The organism is Rhodobacter sp. JA431 (assembly GCF_900217725.1).
Taxonomy (GTDB): domain Bacteria; phylum Pseudomonadota; class Alphaproteobacteria; order Rhodobacterales; family Rhodobacteraceae; genus Rhodobacter; species Rhodobacter aestuarii.
Genome location: NZ_OBMP01000008.1, coordinates 43,582 through 60,865, shown reverse-complemented (window position 1 = coordinate 60,865; position 17,284 = coordinate 43,582). Strand labels below are relative to the sequence as shown.

17 protein-coding genes are annotated in these 17,284 nt (G+C 61.9%); 9 read left to right on the top strand and 8 right to left on the bottom strand.

The genetic code is table 11. The annotated features are described in order from the left end of the window. Positions 1 to 40 precede the first annotated feature (40 nt). Positions 41 to 1,444: a YcjX family protein gene (locus CRO18_RS15015; protein WP_097082739.1), complete on the top strand. Its 1,404-nt coding sequence runs from the start codon at positions 41 to 43 to the stop codon at positions 1,442 to 1,444. Continuing rightward, positions 1,441 to 2,442, top strand: coding sequence for a YcjF family protein (locus tag CRO18_RS15010; RefSeq protein WP_097082738.1), 1,002 nt, complete (start codon positions 1,441 to 1,443; stop codon positions 2,440 to 2,442). The genes CRO18_RS15015 and CRO18_RS15010 overlap by 4 nt, the downstream gene beginning before the upstream one ends. A 1-nt stretch (position 2,443) precedes the next feature. Here CRO18_RS15010 and CRO18_RS15005 read toward each other — a convergent pair whose 3' ends face one another. The 4 genes from CRO18_RS15005 to ruvC form a co-directional block, all read right to left on the bottom strand. Next, positions 2,444 to 2,854 carry a group III truncated hemoglobin gene (locus CRO18_RS15005; protein WP_076486162.1) on the bottom strand — a complete coding sequence of 137 codons (411 nt, stop codon included), beginning with the start codon at positions 2,852 to 2,854 and terminating at the stop codon, positions 2,444 to 2,446. Between the two features lie 36 nt (positions 2,855 to 2,890). Continuing rightward, positions 2,891 to 3,940 carry a Holliday junction branch migration DNA helicase RuvB gene (ruvB, locus tag CRO18_RS15000; RefSeq protein WP_097082737.1) on the bottom strand — a complete coding sequence of 350 codons (1,050 nt, stop codon included), beginning with the start codon at positions 3,938 to 3,940 and terminating at the stop codon, positions 2,891 to 2,893. Positions 3,941 to 4,021: 81 nt separating this feature from the next. Then, positions 4,022 to 4,693, bottom strand: coding sequence for a Holliday junction branch migration protein RuvA (gene ruvA / locus CRO18_RS14995; RefSeq protein WP_097082736.1), 672 nt, complete (start codon positions 4,691 to 4,693; stop codon positions 4,022 to 4,024). Further along, complete coding sequence (gene ruvC / locus CRO18_RS14990) at positions 4,690 to 5,241, bottom strand: crossover junction endodeoxyribonuclease RuvC (RefSeq protein WP_097082735.1); 552 nt, start codon at positions 5,239 to 5,241, stop codon at positions 4,690 to 4,692. The genes ruvA and ruvC overlap by 4 nt, the downstream gene beginning before the upstream one ends. Positions 5,242 to 5,578: 337 nt before the next feature. Here ruvC and CRO18_RS14985 point away from each other — a divergent pair, with 337 nt between their 5' ends. Next, positions 5,579 to 5,767, top strand: coding sequence for a DUF1127 domain-containing protein (locus tag CRO18_RS14985; RefSeq protein WP_076486167.1), 189 nt, complete (start codon positions 5,579 to 5,581; stop codon positions 5,765 to 5,767). A 66-nt stretch (positions 5,768 to 5,833) separates the two neighbouring features. On the opposite strand, the gene CRO18_RS14980 is transcribed toward CRO18_RS14985, so the two are convergent. The 3 genes from CRO18_RS14980 to CRO18_RS14970 all read right to left on the bottom strand — a co-directional run bounded on the left by CRO18_RS14980 (position 5,834) and on the right by CRO18_RS14970 (position 9,403). Beyond that, the gene (locus CRO18_RS14980; protein ID WP_097082734.1) at positions 5,834 to 6,181 is read right to left on the bottom strand and encodes a hypothetical protein; all 348 of its coding nucleotides are present in this window, start codon (positions 6,179 to 6,181) and stop codon (positions 5,834 to 5,836) included. Positions 6,182 to 6,290: 109 nt separating this feature from the next. Continuing rightward, entirely contained in the window at positions 6,291 to 7,160 is an 870-nt protein-coding gene (locus CRO18_RS14975) for a 50S ribosomal protein L11 methyltransferase (RefSeq protein ID WP_097082733.1), read from the bottom strand. A gap of 53 nt (positions 7,161 to 7,213) precedes the next feature. Next, a complete protein-coding gene (locus CRO18_RS14970; protein ID WP_097082732.1) occupies positions 7,214 to 9,403 on the bottom strand; it encodes a primosomal protein N' in 2,190 nt (729 codons plus the stop codon). Between the two features lie 98 nt (positions 9,404 to 9,501). Between CRO18_RS14970 and fsa the strand changes: the two genes are divergently transcribed. The 6 genes from fsa (at position 9,502) to CRO18_RS14935 (ending at position 14,260) form a co-directional block, all read left to right on the top strand. After that, on the top strand, positions 9,502 to 10,155 hold the full coding sequence (fsa, locus tag CRO18_RS14965; protein WP_097082731.1) for a fructose-6-phosphate aldolase: 654 nt from the start codon (positions 9,502 to 9,504) through the stop codon (positions 10,153 to 10,155). A 128-nt stretch (positions 10,156 to 10,283) separates the two neighbouring features. Then, positions 10,284 to 10,988: a DUF484 family protein gene (locus CRO18_RS14960; protein ID WP_076486172.1), complete on the top strand. Its 705-nt coding sequence runs from the start codon at positions 10,284 to 10,286 to the stop codon at positions 10,986 to 10,988. A 12-nt stretch (positions 10,989 to 11,000) separates the two neighbouring features. Further along, a complete protein-coding gene (locus tag CRO18_RS14955; protein WP_076486173.1) occupies positions 11,001 to 11,924 on the top strand; it encodes a tyrosine recombinase XerC in 924 nt (307 codons plus the stop codon). 127 nt (positions 11,925 to 12,051) lie between these two features. After that, on the top strand, positions 12,052 to 12,978 hold the full coding sequence (locus tag CRO18_RS18660) for a hypothetical protein (protein WP_143128656.1): 927 nt from the start codon (positions 12,052 to 12,054) through the stop codon (positions 12,976 to 12,978). 151 nt (positions 12,979 to 13,129) lie between these two features. Beyond that, on the top strand, positions 13,130 to 13,489 hold the full coding sequence (locus tag CRO18_RS14940; RefSeq protein ID WP_097082728.1) for a hypothetical protein: 360 nt from the start codon (positions 13,130 to 13,132) through the stop codon (positions 13,487 to 13,489). 72 nt (positions 13,490 to 13,561) lie between these two features. Then, a complete protein-coding gene (locus CRO18_RS14935) occupies positions 13,562 to 14,260 on the top strand; it encodes a phosphatidylcholine/phosphatidylserine synthase (protein WP_076486176.1) in 699 nt (232 codons plus the stop codon). A 65-nt stretch (positions 14,261 to 14,325) separates the two neighbouring features. Here the strand turns inward: CRO18_RS14935 and ileS are convergent, their stop codons facing one another. Beyond that, positions 14,326 to 17,229, bottom strand: coding sequence for an isoleucine--tRNA ligase (gene ileS, locus CRO18_RS14930; protein ID WP_097082804.1), 2,904 nt, complete (start codon positions 17,227 to 17,229; stop codon positions 14,326 to 14,328). Between the last annotated feature and the right edge of the window lie 55 nt (positions 17,230 to 17,284).

The window sequence follows — 17,284 nt, the reverse complement described above, 5'->3', positions numbered from 1 at the left end:
CACCGCTCCTATCTTGTGACAAAACAGGAAAGGCAGCGCAGTGGGTATCACAGAGATTGCCGATGACATCGGCCGCAGTATCGAAGGGATTGGCTCTTCGGTTTCCGAAGCCCTGTTCGAGCCGGTGATCCGGCTGGGCGTGACCGGCCTTTCACGGGCGGGCAAAACTGTTTTCATCACCTCTTTGGTGGCGAACCTGCTCGACCGGGGGCGGATGCCAGCGATGACCGGCGCAGACCGTATTCGCGCCGCCTACCTGAAGCCGCAGCCCGACGATACCGTGCCGCGCTTTGATTACGAGGATCATCTGGCCGATCTGACAGGCCCCACCCCGCATTGGCCCGAGGGTACGCGTGCGGTGTCAGAGTTGCGGCTGAGCTTTCGCGTCGCCTCTGGCGGGTTGCTGGGGGGCTTGCGGGGCCTGCGCACCGTGCATCTGGATATTGTCGATTATCCGGGTGAATGGCTTTTGGACCTTGGCCTGATTGAGCAAAGCTTCGACGAATGGTCCACTGGGGTGCTGGATCGTTTGCCGGGCCGCCCGGGGGCGGATGAATTTCTCGCCGCGCTGGATGAGGCCGATCTTTATGCCCCCTTCACCGAACCCAATGCCCGTGTGATTGCCGAGGCGTTCACCGCGCATCTGCATGCGTCGCGCGAGGCGGGCTTTTCGGATTGTTCGCCGGGGCGGTTCTTGCTGCCCGGTGAAATGGCGGGTTCACCTGTGCTGACCTTTGCCCCGGTGCCGCCCGCTAAATATCCGCGCGATTCGATTGGCCGCGAATTTGCCCGCCGCTTTGATGCCTATAAGCGCGAGGTGATCAAACCCTTCTTCCAAGACCATTTCGCCCGGATCGACCGGCAGGTGGTGCTGGTTGATGTGCTCGGCGCAATCCATGCCGGGCCCGCGGCTTTGGAAGATTTGCGTCAGTCGATGGCCAACATCCTTGGCGCTTTCCGCCCCGGTGTGCCGGGCTTCTTGCTTACGCTGATGGGGGTGAAACGGGTCGAGAAAATCCTCTTTGCCGCGACCAAGGCCGACCATTTGCACCACGCCCAACATGCCAAACTGACCGCAATCACCGAGGCTTTGCTGCGTGAAGCCAAAGACCGGGCCGATTTTGCGGGCGCGCAAACCACGGCCATGTCTTTGGCGAGCCTGCGCACCACCTCCGAAGATATGATCCCGCATGAGGGGGAGGAACTGCCCGCCGTGCGGGGCCGCTTGGCCGATGGCCGCTCGGTTGCGCTTTATCCGGGCGATCTGCCCGCTGATCCGGCACAGCTTTTGGCCCCGGCGCGCGAAGGGGCGGAAAGCTGGCTGGATGCCGATTTTGGCCTGATGAACTTTGCCCCCGCGCCGGTGGTGCTGCGCCCCGGTGAAGGGCCGCCGCATATCCGGCTGGATCGTGCTGCCGACTTCTTGCTTGGGGATAAGCTATGAAGCGCCCCATTATGATTGAACTCGACGCCCCGCCCGCCTCGCCGGCGGAGGCGCCACCGGTGGTGGATGTGCCTGCAGCACAAGAGATGCCGCAGGGCCGCGCGATGCAAATTGCGGCGCGCTTGGCGGCGCGACCTCGGTCAAAAATTACCCGCTTTTTCTGGCAGGCGACCACCGCGCTTTTGGGCTTTTTGATCACCATTGCCGCTTGGCAATTTGTCGATGGCCTGTTTGCCGCGAACCCGATTTTGGGTTGGGTGGCAACGGTGCTGTTGGGGGTCTTTCTGTTTGCGGCCTTTTTGGTCACGATGCGCGAGGTCGCGGCCTTTGCGCGGCTGGGACGGCTTGACAAGATCCAGCATGAGGTGGCCGAGGCGGTGCAAAATGACCGCTTAGAGGGCGCGCGCAGTGTCGTGAAGCGGCTGCAAAAGCTTTATGCCGGGCGCGAAGACCTGCAATGGGCGCTATCCAAGCTCAAAGAGCGCGGGCCGGAACAGCTTGATACGGGCACGTTGATTTTGATGGCGGAAACCGAGTTGATGGGCCCCTTGGATGCCGCCGCCCGGCTGGAGGTGGAGGCTGCTGCGCGCACCGTCGGCACGATCACCGCGATTGTGCCGCTCGCGCTCGCTGATGTGGCGACCGCGCTGATTGCGAATATTCGCATGATCCGCCGTGTGGCGGAGATTTATGGCGGCCGCGCGGGCGCGCTCGGCGCCATTCGGCTAGCGCGCACGGTGATGACGCATCTGGTTGCCACGGGCGCTGTCGCGGCAGGCGATGACCTGATTGATACGGTCGCCGGTGGGCATGTCGCCGCCAAACTCTCCCGCCGCTTTGGCGAGGGGGTGGTCAATGGTGCGCTCACGGCGCGCGTTGGCATTGCGGCTATGGAAGTGTGTCGCCCGATGCCCTTCGCCGCGCTGCCCCGGCCCAAGGTGCGCAGCTTGACGGGCCGCGCGCTTTCGGGCGTGTTTTCCAAGTCGAAAGACGAATGATTTAGCGCAGCTTTGGAACGGCGTTGGGCGCTTGTCCGACGTCTTCCACCCCCATCCGCAGGCCCTTGCCAATTCGATGCGCAAGGGCAGACCACGCCGTTGCAGCCTCGGGGGTGAGGGTTTCTTGCAGCACCGCATCAAAGGTGGCGAGCCAAAGCGGAAAGTGCCCGCCTTCCACATCGCCCGCGCGGCGATGCGCGATCATCGGGCTGCCCTCATAGCCTTTGGCATGCAGGATCGAGCCTTTCCAAAACCGCGCGATCTTGGCTTCATGATGCGGCCAGTCTTCCACATGCGCGGCAAAGATCGGCGCAAGCTCCGGATGCGCACGCACGCGTTTGTAAAAGAGCGCGACAACACGCTCAATCTCGTCTTCGGTCACGGCAAAGCGGGGGGGCGGCAGGGTGTTCATGCGTTAAATGATACGCCGAAGCAGCGGGCCGTCCAGTCACTCCCCCTCAAAGAGATCATTCTGGACCGAAGCTTGCACGGATGCGGGCGCTTGTGGGGCGGCAAGCCCTAAATGACGCCATGCGCGTTGCGCAAGCATCCGCCCGCGCGGGGTGCGCTGCACGAGCCCCTGTTGCAAAAGGTAAGGCTCGATCACCTCTTCGATCGCATCGCGGCTTTCAGACAGCGCAGCAGACAGCGTTTCCACCCCGACCGGGCCCCCACCGTAATGGTCTGCCATCAGTCGCATATAGCGCCGGTCGGCCCCATCAAGGCCAAGGTGATCGACCCCAAGCCGGGTGAGCGCGCCATCGGCCAAGTCGCGCGTCAGCCGCCCGTCGCCCTCTACCAGCGCAAAATCCACCACACGGCGCAACAGCCGCCCGGCAATGCGCGGGGTGCCGCGCGCGCGCTTGGCAATTTCGCGCGTGCCATCGGCATCGGCGGGAATGCCGAGCATCCGCGCGCCACGACTTACGATCAAATCTAACTCATCTTCGGTGTAAAACTGCAGCCGGGTCGGAATGCCAAACCGGTCACGCAAGGGCGTGGTCAGCAGGCCAAGGCGCGTGGTCGCGCCAACGAGCGTGAAGGGCTGCAACTCAATGCGCACCGTGCGCGCGGCGGGGCCTTCGCCGATCACCAGATCCAGCTCGAAATCCTCCATTGCGGGGTAGAGCACTTCTTCCACCGCCGGGTTCATCCGGTGAATTTCGTCGATGAACAGCACATCGCGCGATTCAAGGTTGGTCAAGATCGCCGCCAGATCGCCCGCTTTAGCGAGCACCGGGCCGGAGGTCATTTTGAAGTTCACGCCCAATTCGCGCGCCATGATCTGCGCGAGCGTGGTTTTGCCCAAGCCGGGCGGGCCGTGAAACAGTGTGTGATCCATCGCTTGGCCGCGCATCTTTGCGCTTTCAATGAATACACGCAGGTTCGCCCGTGCCTCGGCTTGGCCAATGAACTCCTCCAGCACCTGTGGGCGCAGGGCGCGGTCTGCATCTTCGGGCAGACGGTCGGGGCGGAGGGTCGGATCTGGGTCTGTCATGCTTTACTGTCGCGCGAGGAGGCGGAGGAGGCAAGCGGGGTGCTGCCCCGCGCGCCTCGGTATGGGGCCAAGAGGAAAAGGCTAGTCTTTGGGCGCAAGGAGGCGCAGCGCGGTGCGGATCAGCTTCGCGGTATCGGTCGCTTCGGGCTGTTCTGAGGCTTTCGCCACAGCCGCCGCGGCATCTGAAGGCGAATAGCCAAGGTTGGTCAGCGCCGAAAGCGCCTCTGCGGTGAAGTTGCTCTTGGGCGTGGCCGCAGGCGCCGGGGCGCGTTTGGGCGTTTTCGGTTTTGCCTCAATCACCTCGTCTGAGGGCGCGGTGTCCACCGTCAGCGCGCCGCCCATCGCCATCACGGTGGGGGCCTTGTCTTTAAGCTCCATCACCACCCGTTGGGCGAGTTTGGGGCCTACCCCCGGCGCGGCCTTGATCGCGTTCCAATCGCCCAAAGCCAGCGCGCGCGATACGCCATCGGGCCCAAGCGTGCCCAAAATGGCGAGCGCCGCTTTTGCGCCGATCCCTTGCACCGAGATAAGCAGCTTGTGCCATTCTTTCTCGATCAGCGTCGGGAAGCCAAACAGCTGCAACAGGTCTTCGCGCACCACAAGCTCGGTATAAAGCGCGCATGCCTCGCCGACCGGGGGCAGGGTAGAGGCGGTGCGCGAGGAGACATGCACGATGTACCCCACCCCGCGCACGTCAATCAGCACCTCATCCATGCCACGATGCAAGATGACGCCCGCAATCCGCCCGATCATGACCGTGCCCTCCGCACCCGCGCTTGGCCTGCGGTAATTTCCAGCGCCCCGCGCCCCAAAAGCGCGGCATGGGTGCGCTGCGCCGATTGCAGGTGATGCGCGTGGCAAATGGCAATCGCCAAAGCATCCGCCGCATCGGGGCTGTCAAACACCACGCCGGGCAGTTGATGGCGTACCATATGCTGCACCTGCCCCTTTTCGGCATGGCCCACGCCGACCACGGTTTTCTTGACCGCATTGGGTGCGTATTCGCCCACTGTAAGCCCCGCCTGCGCGGGCACCAAAAGCGCAATCCCGCGTGCTTGACCGAGTTTCAGCGTGGCGACGGCATCTTTGTTGACGAAGGTTTGCTCCACCGCAGCGGCCTCTGGGGTGTGGGTCGCAATCACGTTGGACAGCCCATCATAAAGCGCCACCAAGCGTTTTGCGAGATCATCGCCTGCAGAGTGAATCGTGCCATTGGCGATGTGGCGCAGCCGGGGGCCATCCATCTCAATCACGCCCCAGCCGAGGTTGCGTAACCCCGGATCAATTCCCATCACCCGCATCTGCTCGCCCTTATGTGTGGCATTTTATCCACGGCTAGCACAAAAGAAGAACATCGCAAAGCGCAATTCCCCCCGCGACACCTTGCCGCCAGTGCCGATCCGCCTGTGCAAATGATCCAAAAGCGACATTCCGCGCGCGGAACGGGAAGTCAAAATGACGAAGAGATCGCGCATTTTGTAGTGCTATGCAAATTGCGCATTAACCACATGAAAAGCCATGCAAAATTTGCATGTCGGCGCTGATATGGAGGCTCTTGCCTTTCCAAAAACCCAAGTCTAGACGCGAAGAAACGGGCGCTTTGCCCAATGTTTTCGCAGTTTGTGAAGGGAACGCGACATGTCCGTTATCGACAGCTATCGCCTTTCCGCCCGGGCCGATCGGGCGGGTCTTTTTACCCGGGTTGTCGAAGCGGTGACGCTGTGGCGCGATGCGCGTGTCACCCGCCGCACCCTTGCGCGGTTCACGGATCGCGAACTGAGTGATATCGGGCTGACCCGGTTCGACCTTGATCGGATCGGGCGCTGAGCCAAAACAAAGGCCGCGCAAATGCGCGGCCTTTTGCATGTTGCGGGTCCTGGGGGCGCGATGCGCTTAGTAAAGAGCTGCGCGCAATTGCCCGGCGATCCACTGCGTTGGTGCATCTGCTTGCAGGGCCCAAGCCCCCACCTGTTCCACTGTAGAACCATTCGCCAAAGCGCTGACGCGGCCGTTATACCGCTCAGGGCCGATCTCTGCCAAAAGCGCGCCTTTGAACAACAACGCGCCGATGAACAGCATCGCAATAGCGCGAAACGGTAAGGCTTTGCGCTGCTTGCGGCGATGGCTGTCATACCATTGCCGCCCCAAGGTGCCCTCTGCCTCGAAGGCGCCGCCTTCGGCATGAATAGTATCTATACGCGCCAGACGGCGCTCGAAGGTGTTTCTTCCAGCGTCACTCATGACCATGCTCCACAATCCACAAGGTGCGCGTTAGCCGAACAATATGACTAACAACCTCTTAATGATTATGGGCCGTGTTTAGGCTTTTGGCGAGCGATCCTGTTGGCGATTAGTTCCGCTTGAGAACCAATGTCGTCCAGTCGCCAAATTCGTCGCGCGAAACGAGGGTAAAGCTCTGCGCTTCGTAGGCGGCGATCACTTCATCGGCCTGTTCATGCAAGATGCCCGACAAGATCACATGCCCCGATTCGGCGCAAAAGCGGCCCATATCGGGGGCGAGCGAAATCAGCGGTGCCTTGAGGATATTGGCGAAGATCAGATCGAAGGGCGCAGCGTCTTGCAGCTCGGGGTGGGCAAAGCCTGCGGCCTCTAGGCAGACCACCCGGCCTTCAAGACCATTGCTCACAACGTTGGCGCGTGCGGTTTCCACCGCGACCGGGTCAATGTCAGAGGCCAGAACGGTTTCGGGCCAAAGTTTCGCAGCCGCCATGCCCAAAACGGCTGTGCCGCAGCCAATATCGGCCACGTTCTTGGCGCGCAGCCCGTCACGCTCCAGCCGATCTAGCGCGCTCAGGCAGCCAAGCGTGGTGCCATGGTGGCCGGTGCCAAAGGCCATCGCCGCATCAATCAAAAGCGGGATGGAGGTTGCGGGAACTTTGTCGGCATCGTGGCTGCCATGCACAAAAAAGCGCCCGGCCACGACCGGGGCCAATTCACGGCGCACATGGGCGACCCAATCGGTTTCGGGCAGTTCGGAAACGGTAAAGCCGGTGCTGCCATAGGCGGCCGCCAAAAGCTCCAGCACCACCTCATTCGGGCGTTCCAAGAAATAGGCACCCACCTCAAAATTGCCGGAGCCATCCTCAATTTCGAACACACCCACGCCATAGGGGCCGGGATCAAGGCTTTCGAGATGCTCTGCCAGATCCTCGGCAGGCGCGCGCTCGGGCAAAACGGCGAAGGCGGTGAAGGTGGTCATGTCTGGCTCCGAAGGTTTTGGCTGCAATGGCGCGAATGCGGCGACGGGTCAACCTAAAGGAAGCTTTGCGGGTCAATGTCGATCGCAAGCTTCACCCCATTGGGCATCTTTATGCCACGCAACCAAGCGCGGATCGCTTGCTGCAGGGGGGCGGTCTTTTCCGCCTTGATCAAGAGCCGCACGCGGTGGCGGCCCCGCACCCGCGCGATGGGGGCGGGGGCTGGGCCAAAGACCTGTGCGCCGATCCGGCGCAGCGCAGCGTCATTGCGCGCGAGCGCATTGCCCAATTCAAAAAGCGGCTCAATCTCCGGGCCAGAAAGAATGATCCCGGCCATGCGCCCATAGGGCGGCACGCCCACCGCCCTGCGGCCCGCCGCTTCGGCGCGCCAAAACGCCTCTTCGTCGCCGCCCAAAATGGCGCGGATCACCGGGTGCTCTGGCTGGAAGGTTTGCAGCAGCGCCGTGCCCGGCTTTTCTGCCCGGCCCGCGCGGCCCGCGACTTGGCGCATCAGTTGGAAGGTGCGCTCTGCCGCGCGCAGGTCCGAGCCTTGCAGGCCAAGATCGGCATCAATCACACCGACCAGTGTAAGCAGGGGGAAGTTATGCCCCTTTGCCACGATCTGCGTGCCGATGATGATATCGGCCTCGCCCGCCGCGATATTCTCGACAGCTTCTTTTAGCGCGCGCGCTGAGCCAAAGAGGTCAGAAGACAGAACCGCAAGCCGCGCGGTCGGAAAGCGTTCTTTCACCTCTTCGGCAAGCCGCTCGACGCCGGGGCCGACAGGGGCCAATTTGCCCTCCACCCCGCAAGACGGGCAAGCTGTGGGGATGGGTTTCGTTTCGCCGCATTGGTGGCAGACAAGCCGCTTTTGGAAGCGGTGTTCGACCATGCGGGCATCGCAATGGTCACAGCCGATTTGGTGCCCGCAGGCCCGGCAAATGGTAACGGGCGCATAGCCGCGCCGATTGAGGAACAGCATCGCTTGTTCACCACGCGAAAGCGCGCCAAGCACCGCGCCGACGAGGCTGGGCGAGATCCAATGCACCGGCTCAATGCGTTCTTCGCGCATGTCGATGGTGCGCATCTCGGGCAGGTCCGAGGCCCCAAATCGGCTTTGCAGATCAACGCGGCGGTATTTGCCCGCATCTGCATTGGCCCAGCTTTCAAGGCTTGGGGTGGCCGAGGCCAAGACCACTTGGCTGCCCGCCAAAGACGCCCGCAACACCGCCATATCGCGCGCATTATAAAGCGCACCCTCCTCCTGCTTGTAAGAGGTGTCATGCTCCTCATCGACGACGATCAGCCCAAGGTTTTGATAGGGCAGAAATAATGCAGAGCGTGCGCCCACCACCATCTGCGCGCCGCCTTGCGCCACCATATGCCAAAGCCTGCGCCGCTCTGCCTGCGTTGCGCCCGAATGCCATTCGCCGGGCTTCGCGCCAAAGCGCGCCTCCACCCGCGACAGAAATTCCGAAGTCAGCGCGATTTCGGGCAAAAGCACCAAAGCCTGTTGCCCCTTGGCCAAACATTCGGCCACCGCTTCGAGATAAACCTCTGTCTTGCCCGAGCCTGTCACGCCCTTCAAAAGCGTGACGCCAAATTGGCCTATACCAGACCGCAGGGCCGAGGCGGCGGCGGCTTGGTCATCGGAAAGCGCCTTGCCCGGCAGATGCGGGTCAAGCTTGGGGTAGGGCAGATCGCGCGGCTGTTCGGCCTCCACTACCGCACCTTGCGCGACCAAACCCTTGACCACTTGCGGCGTCACGCCGGCAAGTTGGGCAAGCTCAGTTTGATAAAACCCCGCCCCGCCATGATCGCGCAGCACGGCGAGCACCTTTTCGCGTGCCTCGGTCAACCGGTCGGGGGTTGCATTGCCCAGCCGGTAGACTTTGCGCGCGCCGGGGGCCTCAAACAGCCCCGGTGTGCGGGTGGCGAGCCGCAACACACCGGGCAAAGAGGTCATCGTGTAATCCGCCATGCGGATCAGGAAGTGCTGCAATTCTTCCCGCATCGGCGGCACTTCGAGCACGCGTGCCACCGGGCGCAGCTTGGCGGCCTCAAAGCGGCCATCCCCCGGCCCCCAGACCACACCCACCACGCGGCGCGGCCCCAGCGGCACCTCGACAAAAGCGCCGGGAAAGCAGCCGCCCTCGGGTGCCAAATAATCAAGCGGTTTTCCAATGGGTTCGGTTGTCAGCACCGAAACCCGCGCGCCTTGCGCAAAATAGCCAATCTCAGCCATGCGCGCCCCTTTTCACGCGGTATGGTGTGACGATCCTCTCTCGCCTTTGGGCGCCGTTTGCGCTAAATCCGCGCAGGAGAGAGTGCAGGAGGCCCCTAATGAAATTCTTCGTCGATACCGCAGATGTTCCGGCAATCAAGGAACTCAATGACCTTGGCATGGTCGATGGTGTCACCACCAACCCGTCGCTGATCTTGAAATCGGGCCGTGATATTCTCGAAGTGACGAAGGAAATCTGCGACATGGTCTCTGGCCCGGTTTCGGCCGAGGTTGTGGCCACCGAGGCGAAGGACATGATCGCCGAGGGGATGAAACTCGCCAAGATCGCCTCCAACATCGCCATCAAAGTGCCGCTGACCTGGGACGGTCTGACCGCGTGCAAGGCTTTCGCATCCGAGGGCCATATGGTCAACGTCACTCTGTGTTTCTCGGCGGCGCAAGCGATCTTGGCCGCGAAGGCTGGCGCGACCTTCATCAGCCCCTTCATCGGGCGGCTTGACGACATCAACCTTGATGGCGTGCAGCTGATTGAAGACATCCGCACCATCTACGACAACTACAATTTCGAGACGGAAATCCTTGCCGCCTCGATCCGTTCGGTCAACCACATCACCGATGTGGCGCGCATCGGCGCGGACGTGATCACCGCCCCGCCGGCCGTGATCAAAGCGATGGCGAACCACCCGCTGACGGACAAGGGCTTGGATCAGTTCATGAAAGACTGGGCGAAAACCGGCCAGAAAATCGTCTGAGAACCGTTGCATTTTGCACAAGGCCCGCTGGATTCAGCGGGCCTTTACCACTTTTGAGAGAAATTTAACCTGCAATTAACTAGAATCTGTGTCAATTTCTCCGGTAACCCGCTGACCAAGAGGCGAGCATGAGCGACACCGCATTTGCATCCGAACTCCGGACAAAGATCATCAACGACCCCGATGTGATCTTGGAAGATCACGACCTGATGCGCGCCCTGATCTCGGCGAACGAGCGCGCGATGGGCGCCAATATCGTCGATTTGCGTGGCGTGGCGATGGAGCGGCTGGAACGCCGGCTTGATCGGCTGGAAGATACCCACCGCTCGGTGATTGCCGCCGCCTATGAAAATCTTGCCGGGACGAACCAAATCCACCGCGCCGTGCTGCGGATGCTCGACCCGACCGAGTTTGAAAGCTTCCTGAAAAACCTCGGCACCGAAGTCGCCGATATTTTGCGCGTCGATAGCGTCAAGCTGGTGCTTGAGACCACGCAAGATGGCGAAGATGCCGCGCTGCGCCGTTTGGGCGATGTGCTTTGCGTCGCTGAACCGGGCTTTGTGCATGAATATATGCGCGCGGGCAAAAGCGGGCAGGTGCGCCCGGTGGTGCTGCGTCAGACCATGCCGCAATCGGAAACGATCTATGGCGAAGCCTCGACTTGGGTCCGTTCCGAAGCGCTGATGCGCCTTGATCTTGGCGAAGGCCGCTTGCCCGGCATGCTGGTGATGGGCGCCGAAGACCCGCATCAGTTCAAACCCTCGCAAGGTACCGATCTTCTGGCCTTCTTTGCGGGCGTGTTCGAGCGCGCGATGCGGCGCTGGCTCGCATAAGGCGCTGGTCCCATGGCTTTTGGTTTTTCTCCCGCCGCTGGCATGGCCTTGGGCCGCTGGCTTGATCACATGCGCGCGCTCAAGGGCGCTTCACCGCATACGCTGACCGCCTATCGCAACGATGTGAGTGGCTTTTTGGGCTTCTTGCATCTGCATTATGGCGAAAGCCTCGGCATGGAACGGCTTGGTGCGCTGACGCCTTCGGACATGCGCGCTTGGATGGCCTATGAGCGGAACCGGGGGCTTTCGGGCCGCTCGCTGGCCCGTGCGCTTTCGGCGGTGAAAAGCTTCATGCGCTGGCTTGGGGAACGCGAGGGCTTTGATACGACCCACGTGCTTGCCACCCGCGCCCCGAAATATCAACGCAAGCTGCCGCGCCCCTTGGCCGAAGATGCCGCCCAAGCGGTGATCGAGCAGGTGGAATTGCAAGCCGCCGAGCCGTGGGTCGCTGCGCGCGATGCGGCAGTGATGACTTTGCTTTACGGCTGTGGGCTGCGGATTTCTGAGGCGCTGAGCCTGAAAGGCGAAGATGTGCCGCTGCCCGACGTTCTGCGGATTCGCGGCAAGGGTGACAAAGAGCGCCTTGTGCCCGTGCTGCCCGCTGCGCGCGACGCGATGAATGAATATCTGCGGCTGTGCCCCTTTGTCCCCGCGCCGTGGGAAGAGGTGTTTCGCGGTTTGCGCGGTGGTCCCTTAAGCGCGCGCATTGTGGCGAAGTCGATGGAACGCGCCCGCGCCGCGCTGGGCCTGCCTGCTTCCGCCACGCCGCACGCGCTGCGCCACAGCTTTGCCACGCATTTGTTGTCGGCAGGCGGCGATTTGCGCGCGATTCAAGAGCTTTTGGGCCACGCGAGCCTTGCGACCACTCAGGTCTACACGGCTGTCGATGCGGCGCGCCTGATGGAGGTCTATGAGGCTGCTCATCCGCGGGCTTGAGCCATAACCCGATAAAATCCAGCGCTTTACAAACCTAGGTTTACGGGGGCTGGAGGCCTCGGGCAAGGAACCGTTCATCACATGAGACGAGGCTTCAGGCACGTCGTCATCCAGAAAGGATCATGTGATGAACGTTTCTTCGCTTACTTCGTTGTCCGCCTATTCGGGCAGTTCCGCGCTTGCTGCGCTTCAGCAAAGTGCGACGACCAGCGCCGCAAGCGGCTCCGCTTCGGCGCAAAAAACAGAGGGGTCGCGCCCGCCGCCGCCCCCTCCGCCACAGCCCGCTTCCTCCTCCGGGGGCGTCGATGCGCAGTCTTTGTTTGAGGCGCTGGCCGCGAATGATGATGCGGATGGAGACGGGCTCTTGTCGGCCGAAGAAATCTCCGCAAGCCCGGTGGCGGATTTGCTGTCGGACCAATTCTCGAGCATTGATACCGACGGGGATGGCCTGCTGAGCCAGACCGAGGTCGATACGGCAGAAGCCGCAAGCCTCTCGGGAAGCACCAGCGAGTCGAGTGACCGCGGCGGTCCCGGTGGCCCGGGGGGACCGGGCGGCCCCGGTGGCCCGGGGGGACCGGGCGGCCCCGGTGGTCCGCCGCCCTCTGGCCCGCCTCCGGGAGAAGAGAGCACGTCTGATATCACCTCGCTCTTTGAAGCTTTGGCCGAGAATGATGATACCGATGGTGATGGGCTTTTGTCGGCTGAAGAAATCGCCGCAAGCCCGGTCGCTGATCTGCTCTCAGAGCAATTCACCAGCATCGACACCGATGGCGATGGCTTGTTGAGCCAGACCGAAGTTGACACGGCAGAAGCCGCGTCGCGGTCCGGCGGGGCCGGGGCCAGTGGCGAACGGGGGGGCATGCCGCCCGAACCGCCTCCGGGGCCACCGCCGGGGGAAAGCGCTGAGGGAACGAGCAGCAGCACCGAAAGCACGGCGCAATCGCTTTATGAGTCGCTCTTTGCGGCTTTGTCCTCGCAGGAAGAGACTGGCAGCGTCACCGTTGATCGGGATCTGGCGAACCAGTTCATGTCGCTTCTTAAAGACATTTCCTGAGCCAAGACCGGGCCGGGGCATTGCCTCGGCCCGGCCGCCTTTACCATTAAAATCCGAACGAGATCACCTGTGTGATGGGGCCTTTCGGTAAGCGGCTGTTCACGCGTGCCGTGCAAGTTGCGCGCAGAACACCCCGCTGAAGGAGCCCCCGATGGACCTCCCCCATCTTTCGGGTCTTATCCCCCCAAATCTGTCCACCACGCCGCAGGTTTCGGCGCCTGCGCCTGCCAATGCGGCACGCGCCGAGGCCTTTGAAAACCTTGTCACGGCACCGAGTGGGGCGGAGATGGAGGCGCTGTTTCGGGCCTTTTCCGCGTCGGAGGGGGGCGAGGCTGTCGCGGCGGTTGAAGAGGCGCCCACGACGGCCGCGCAATCTGCCCCCGTGAGCGCCCCGTCTATGGCGGAATCGCTCTTCGCCGCTTTCCATGGGGCGGCTCAACCCGCTTCAGAAGTTGGTTCGGATGCAGTCGGGGCGCTGCGTTTGCAGGCACTCTTGGGGGAAATGCGCTAGGGGCAAAAGCACGCATAGGCTTTGCGGGCCGCTCGGGTTGCATCCTTGGCAGGTTTACGGCAGGAGAAGCCCATGGATATACGTCTTAAAGCTCTTTCGGTCCATTTGTTCACCGCCACCGGCGCTGTGCTCTCCATGCTCGCGATGCTCGCTGCCGTGGAAGAGAAATGGTCGCTGATGTTTTTGTGGCTGGTGGTCGCGCTCGTCGTTGACGGCATCGATGGCCCCTTGGCGCGTCGCTACGATGTAAAGACCAACTGCCCCACCTATGACGGGGTGTTGATGGATCTGATCATCGACTACCTGACCTATGTCTTCATTCCGGCCTATGCGCTTTTCAAATCTGGCCTGTTGCCGGGCTGGACGGGGTGGTTGGCGATCATCGTCATAACCTATGCCAGCGTCGTCTATTTCGCCGATACGCGGATGAAGATGAAGGATTGTTCCTTTTCGGGCTTTCCGGGGTGCTGGAACATGGTGGTGCTGGTGCTCTTTGCGCTCAGCCCCGGCTATTGGGTGACGTTGGGCGTTGTGCTGGCACTGACCCTAGCGATGTTCTTGCCGCTCAAATTCATCCATCCGGTGCGCACGGTGCGTTGGCGGCCGCTGTCGCTGACGGTAGCGCTTTTGTGGACGATCTTTGCCGCCCGCGCCGCTTGGGTCGATTTTGACGAGGGCAACTGGGCGCATTGGGGGCTGGCCATCACCTCGGTTTATCTGCTGGTGGTGGGGATTTTGCAGCAGATCATCCCAGAGCGGAAAACAGCTTAAGCTGATCGCGATAGGCAAAAAAAAGGGCGCCCGAAGGCGCCCTTTCTTATGGACTTGTAGGCAACTTAGCCCAGTACATCATTGCAGCGCTTGCAGGTATGCGGATGCGCGTGGCTGCCGACATCGGGCAGGATCTTCCAGCAGCGTTCGCATTTCTCGCCCTCAGCCGTTTCAAAGACCACCGCAATGCCCGGCACTTCGGGCAGGCGGAAGGCTTCGGACGGGGCCGCATCGGTGGTGAGCGACAGATCCGAGGTGATGCAGATATCGGCGAAATCGACCGATTTCAGCGCCGCTTCCAGCGTGGCATCTTCCACATGCACCACCGGCGCGGCTTCAAGGCTGGCGCCAATCACCTTGGCGGTGCGCTGCACTTCCAATGCGGCGGTCACGGCACGCCGGGCGCGGCGGATGCCGTCCCATTTCGTGGCCAGTTCCGGCGCGAGCCATGCTGCGGGCGTTTCGGCGAAGTCTTCCAGATGGACCGAGTTCGTCTCTCCGGGGAAGCGGCTCAGCCAGACATCTTCCATCGTGAAAGGCAGCATCGGCGCGAGCCATTTCGTCAGGCGATGGAACAGCAGATCCAGCACCGTGCGCGCCGCGCGGCGGCGCAGGCTGTCGGCCCCGTCGCAATAAAGCGCGTCTTTGCGGATGTCGAAATAGAAGGCCGAAAGCTCCACCGTGCAGAAGGTGAAAAGCGTTTGGAACACGCCTTGGAAGTCGTAGGCCGTGTAGCCTTTGCGCACGGCTTCATCCAATTCCGCCAAGCGGTGCAGCACCCAACGCTCCAACTCCGGCATTTCTTCCGGGGCGACAGCTTCCGCCTCGCTGTAACCCGCAAGCGCGCCCAGCATGAAGCGCAGCGTGTTACGCAGGCGGCGGTAGCTGTCGGCGGTGCCTTTTAGGATCTCTTTGCCGATCCGCAGATCGACCGTGTAATCCGATTGCGCCACCCAAAGCCGCAAGATGTCGGCACCATATTGGCCGATCACATCGGCGGGCGCGACGGTGTTGCCGAGCGATTTGGACATTTTCATGCCCTTTTCATCCAGCGTGAAACCGTGGGTCAGCACGCCCCGGTAGGGCGCACGGCCCTTGGTCGCGCAGGCTTGCAGCATCGAGGAATGGAACCAGCCGCGGTGTTGGTCGGTGCCTTCCAAGTAAAGGTCCGCAATGCCGTCGGCGGTGCCATCTTCGCGGTCGCGCAACACAAAGGCGTGGGTCGAACCAGAATCGAACCACACGTCGAGCACGTCAAAAACTTGGGTGTAGTCTGCCGGATCAACGATGCCGTCGAGCATCTTTTCCTTGAAGCCTTCAGTATACCAAACGTCCGCGCCTTCGGCCTCAAAGGCGGCAGAGATGCGGGCATTCACCTCGGCATTGCGCAGCAGGAAGTCTGCATCGGTCGGTTTCGCGCCGACTTTGGTGAAGCAGGTGAGCGGCACACCCCAAGCGCGTTGGCGGCTCAGCACCCAGTCGGGGCGCGATTCGATCATCGAATAAAGTCGGTTGCGCCCGGTGACCGGGGTCCATTGGACCAGTTCGTCGATGGATTTGAGCGCGCGTTGGCGGATCGTGTCGCCATAGGTATCCATCCCGTCTTCCAGCTTCACGTCGATGGCGGCAAACCATTGCGGCGTGTTGCGGAAGATCAGCGGCGCTTTGGAACGCCACGAATGCGGGTAGGAGTGTTTGAGCTTGCCCTTGGCCAAAAGCGCGCCTTGGCCGTGCAGCGCCTTGATGTTGGAAACGTTGGCCGGGCCTTCTTTGCCATCGGGCTGGATGATCGTTTGCCCGCCAAAGACCGGCAGATCGGCGCGGTAGGCCCCATCGGGTTCGACGTTGTAGGTCATCGGCAGGCCGAATTTCAGGCCAAGCTGATAGTCGTCATCACCGTGGCTCGGCGCGGTATGCACAAAGCCCGTGCCCGCATCATCGGTCACATGATCGCCCGGCAGCATCGGCACGTCGAAATCCCATTCGCCGTTGCCGCCTTCGATGCCAGCATAGGGGTGGGCCAGTTGCACGCCTTCAAATTCCGAAACCGGCACATCGCGCAACCGGCGATACATGGCTTCATCCAGCTTCGCCGCGGCCATCACTTGGGCGGCCAAAGCATCCGCCAGCACAAGGTATTCGCCGATCACCGCGGTGCTGTTTTCGGGGCGACCCGTGACCTCGTAAAGGCCATAAGCGATGCCCGGGCCATAGGCGACGGCGCGGTTTTGCGGGATCGTCCAAGGCGTGGTGGTCCAGATCACCACTTTTGCGCCATCCAGCCCGTTGCGCGGTTTGAACCGCACCCAGATCGTGTGGCTGGTGTGGTCGTGGTATTCCACTTCCGCCTCGGCCAGAGCGGTCTTTTCCACCGGTGACCACATCACGGGTTTGGAGCCTTGATAGAGCGAGCCGTTCATGAGCAGTTTCATGAACTCTTCCGCAATCACCGCCTCCGAGTGGTAATCCATCGTCAGATAGGGCTTTTCCCATTTGCCGGTGATGCCAAGGCGTTTGAATTCCTCGCGCTGGATGTCGATCCAGCCTTCGGCAAAGCGGCGGCACTCTTGGCGGAAGGCGACGGTATCCACGTCGTCTTTGTTCAGCCCTTTGGCGCGGTATTGTTCTTCGATTTTCCACTCGATCGGCAGGCCGTGGCAATCCCAGCCGGGCACATAGCGGCTGTCTTTGCCCATCATCTGCTGCGAGCGCACGATGAAGTCTTTGAGGATTTTGTTCAACGCGTGGCCGATGTGCAAATGGCCGTTGGCATAGGGAGGGCCATCGTGCAGCACGAAAGAGGGACGGCCCGCTTTTTCGCGCAGGCGGTCGTAGATGCCGATCTTCGCCCAACGGTCGAGCCAGTCCGGCTCGCGCGAAGGCAGGTTCGCGCGCATCGGAAATTCGGTTTCGGGCAGAAAGACGGTGTCGCGGTAATCGACGGTATTTTCGGGCGTGTCGGCGCTCATCTCATATCCATTCAGGCTGGAGGGGGCGCTTTGTGCGCCCGGGGCTTGGTCTTGC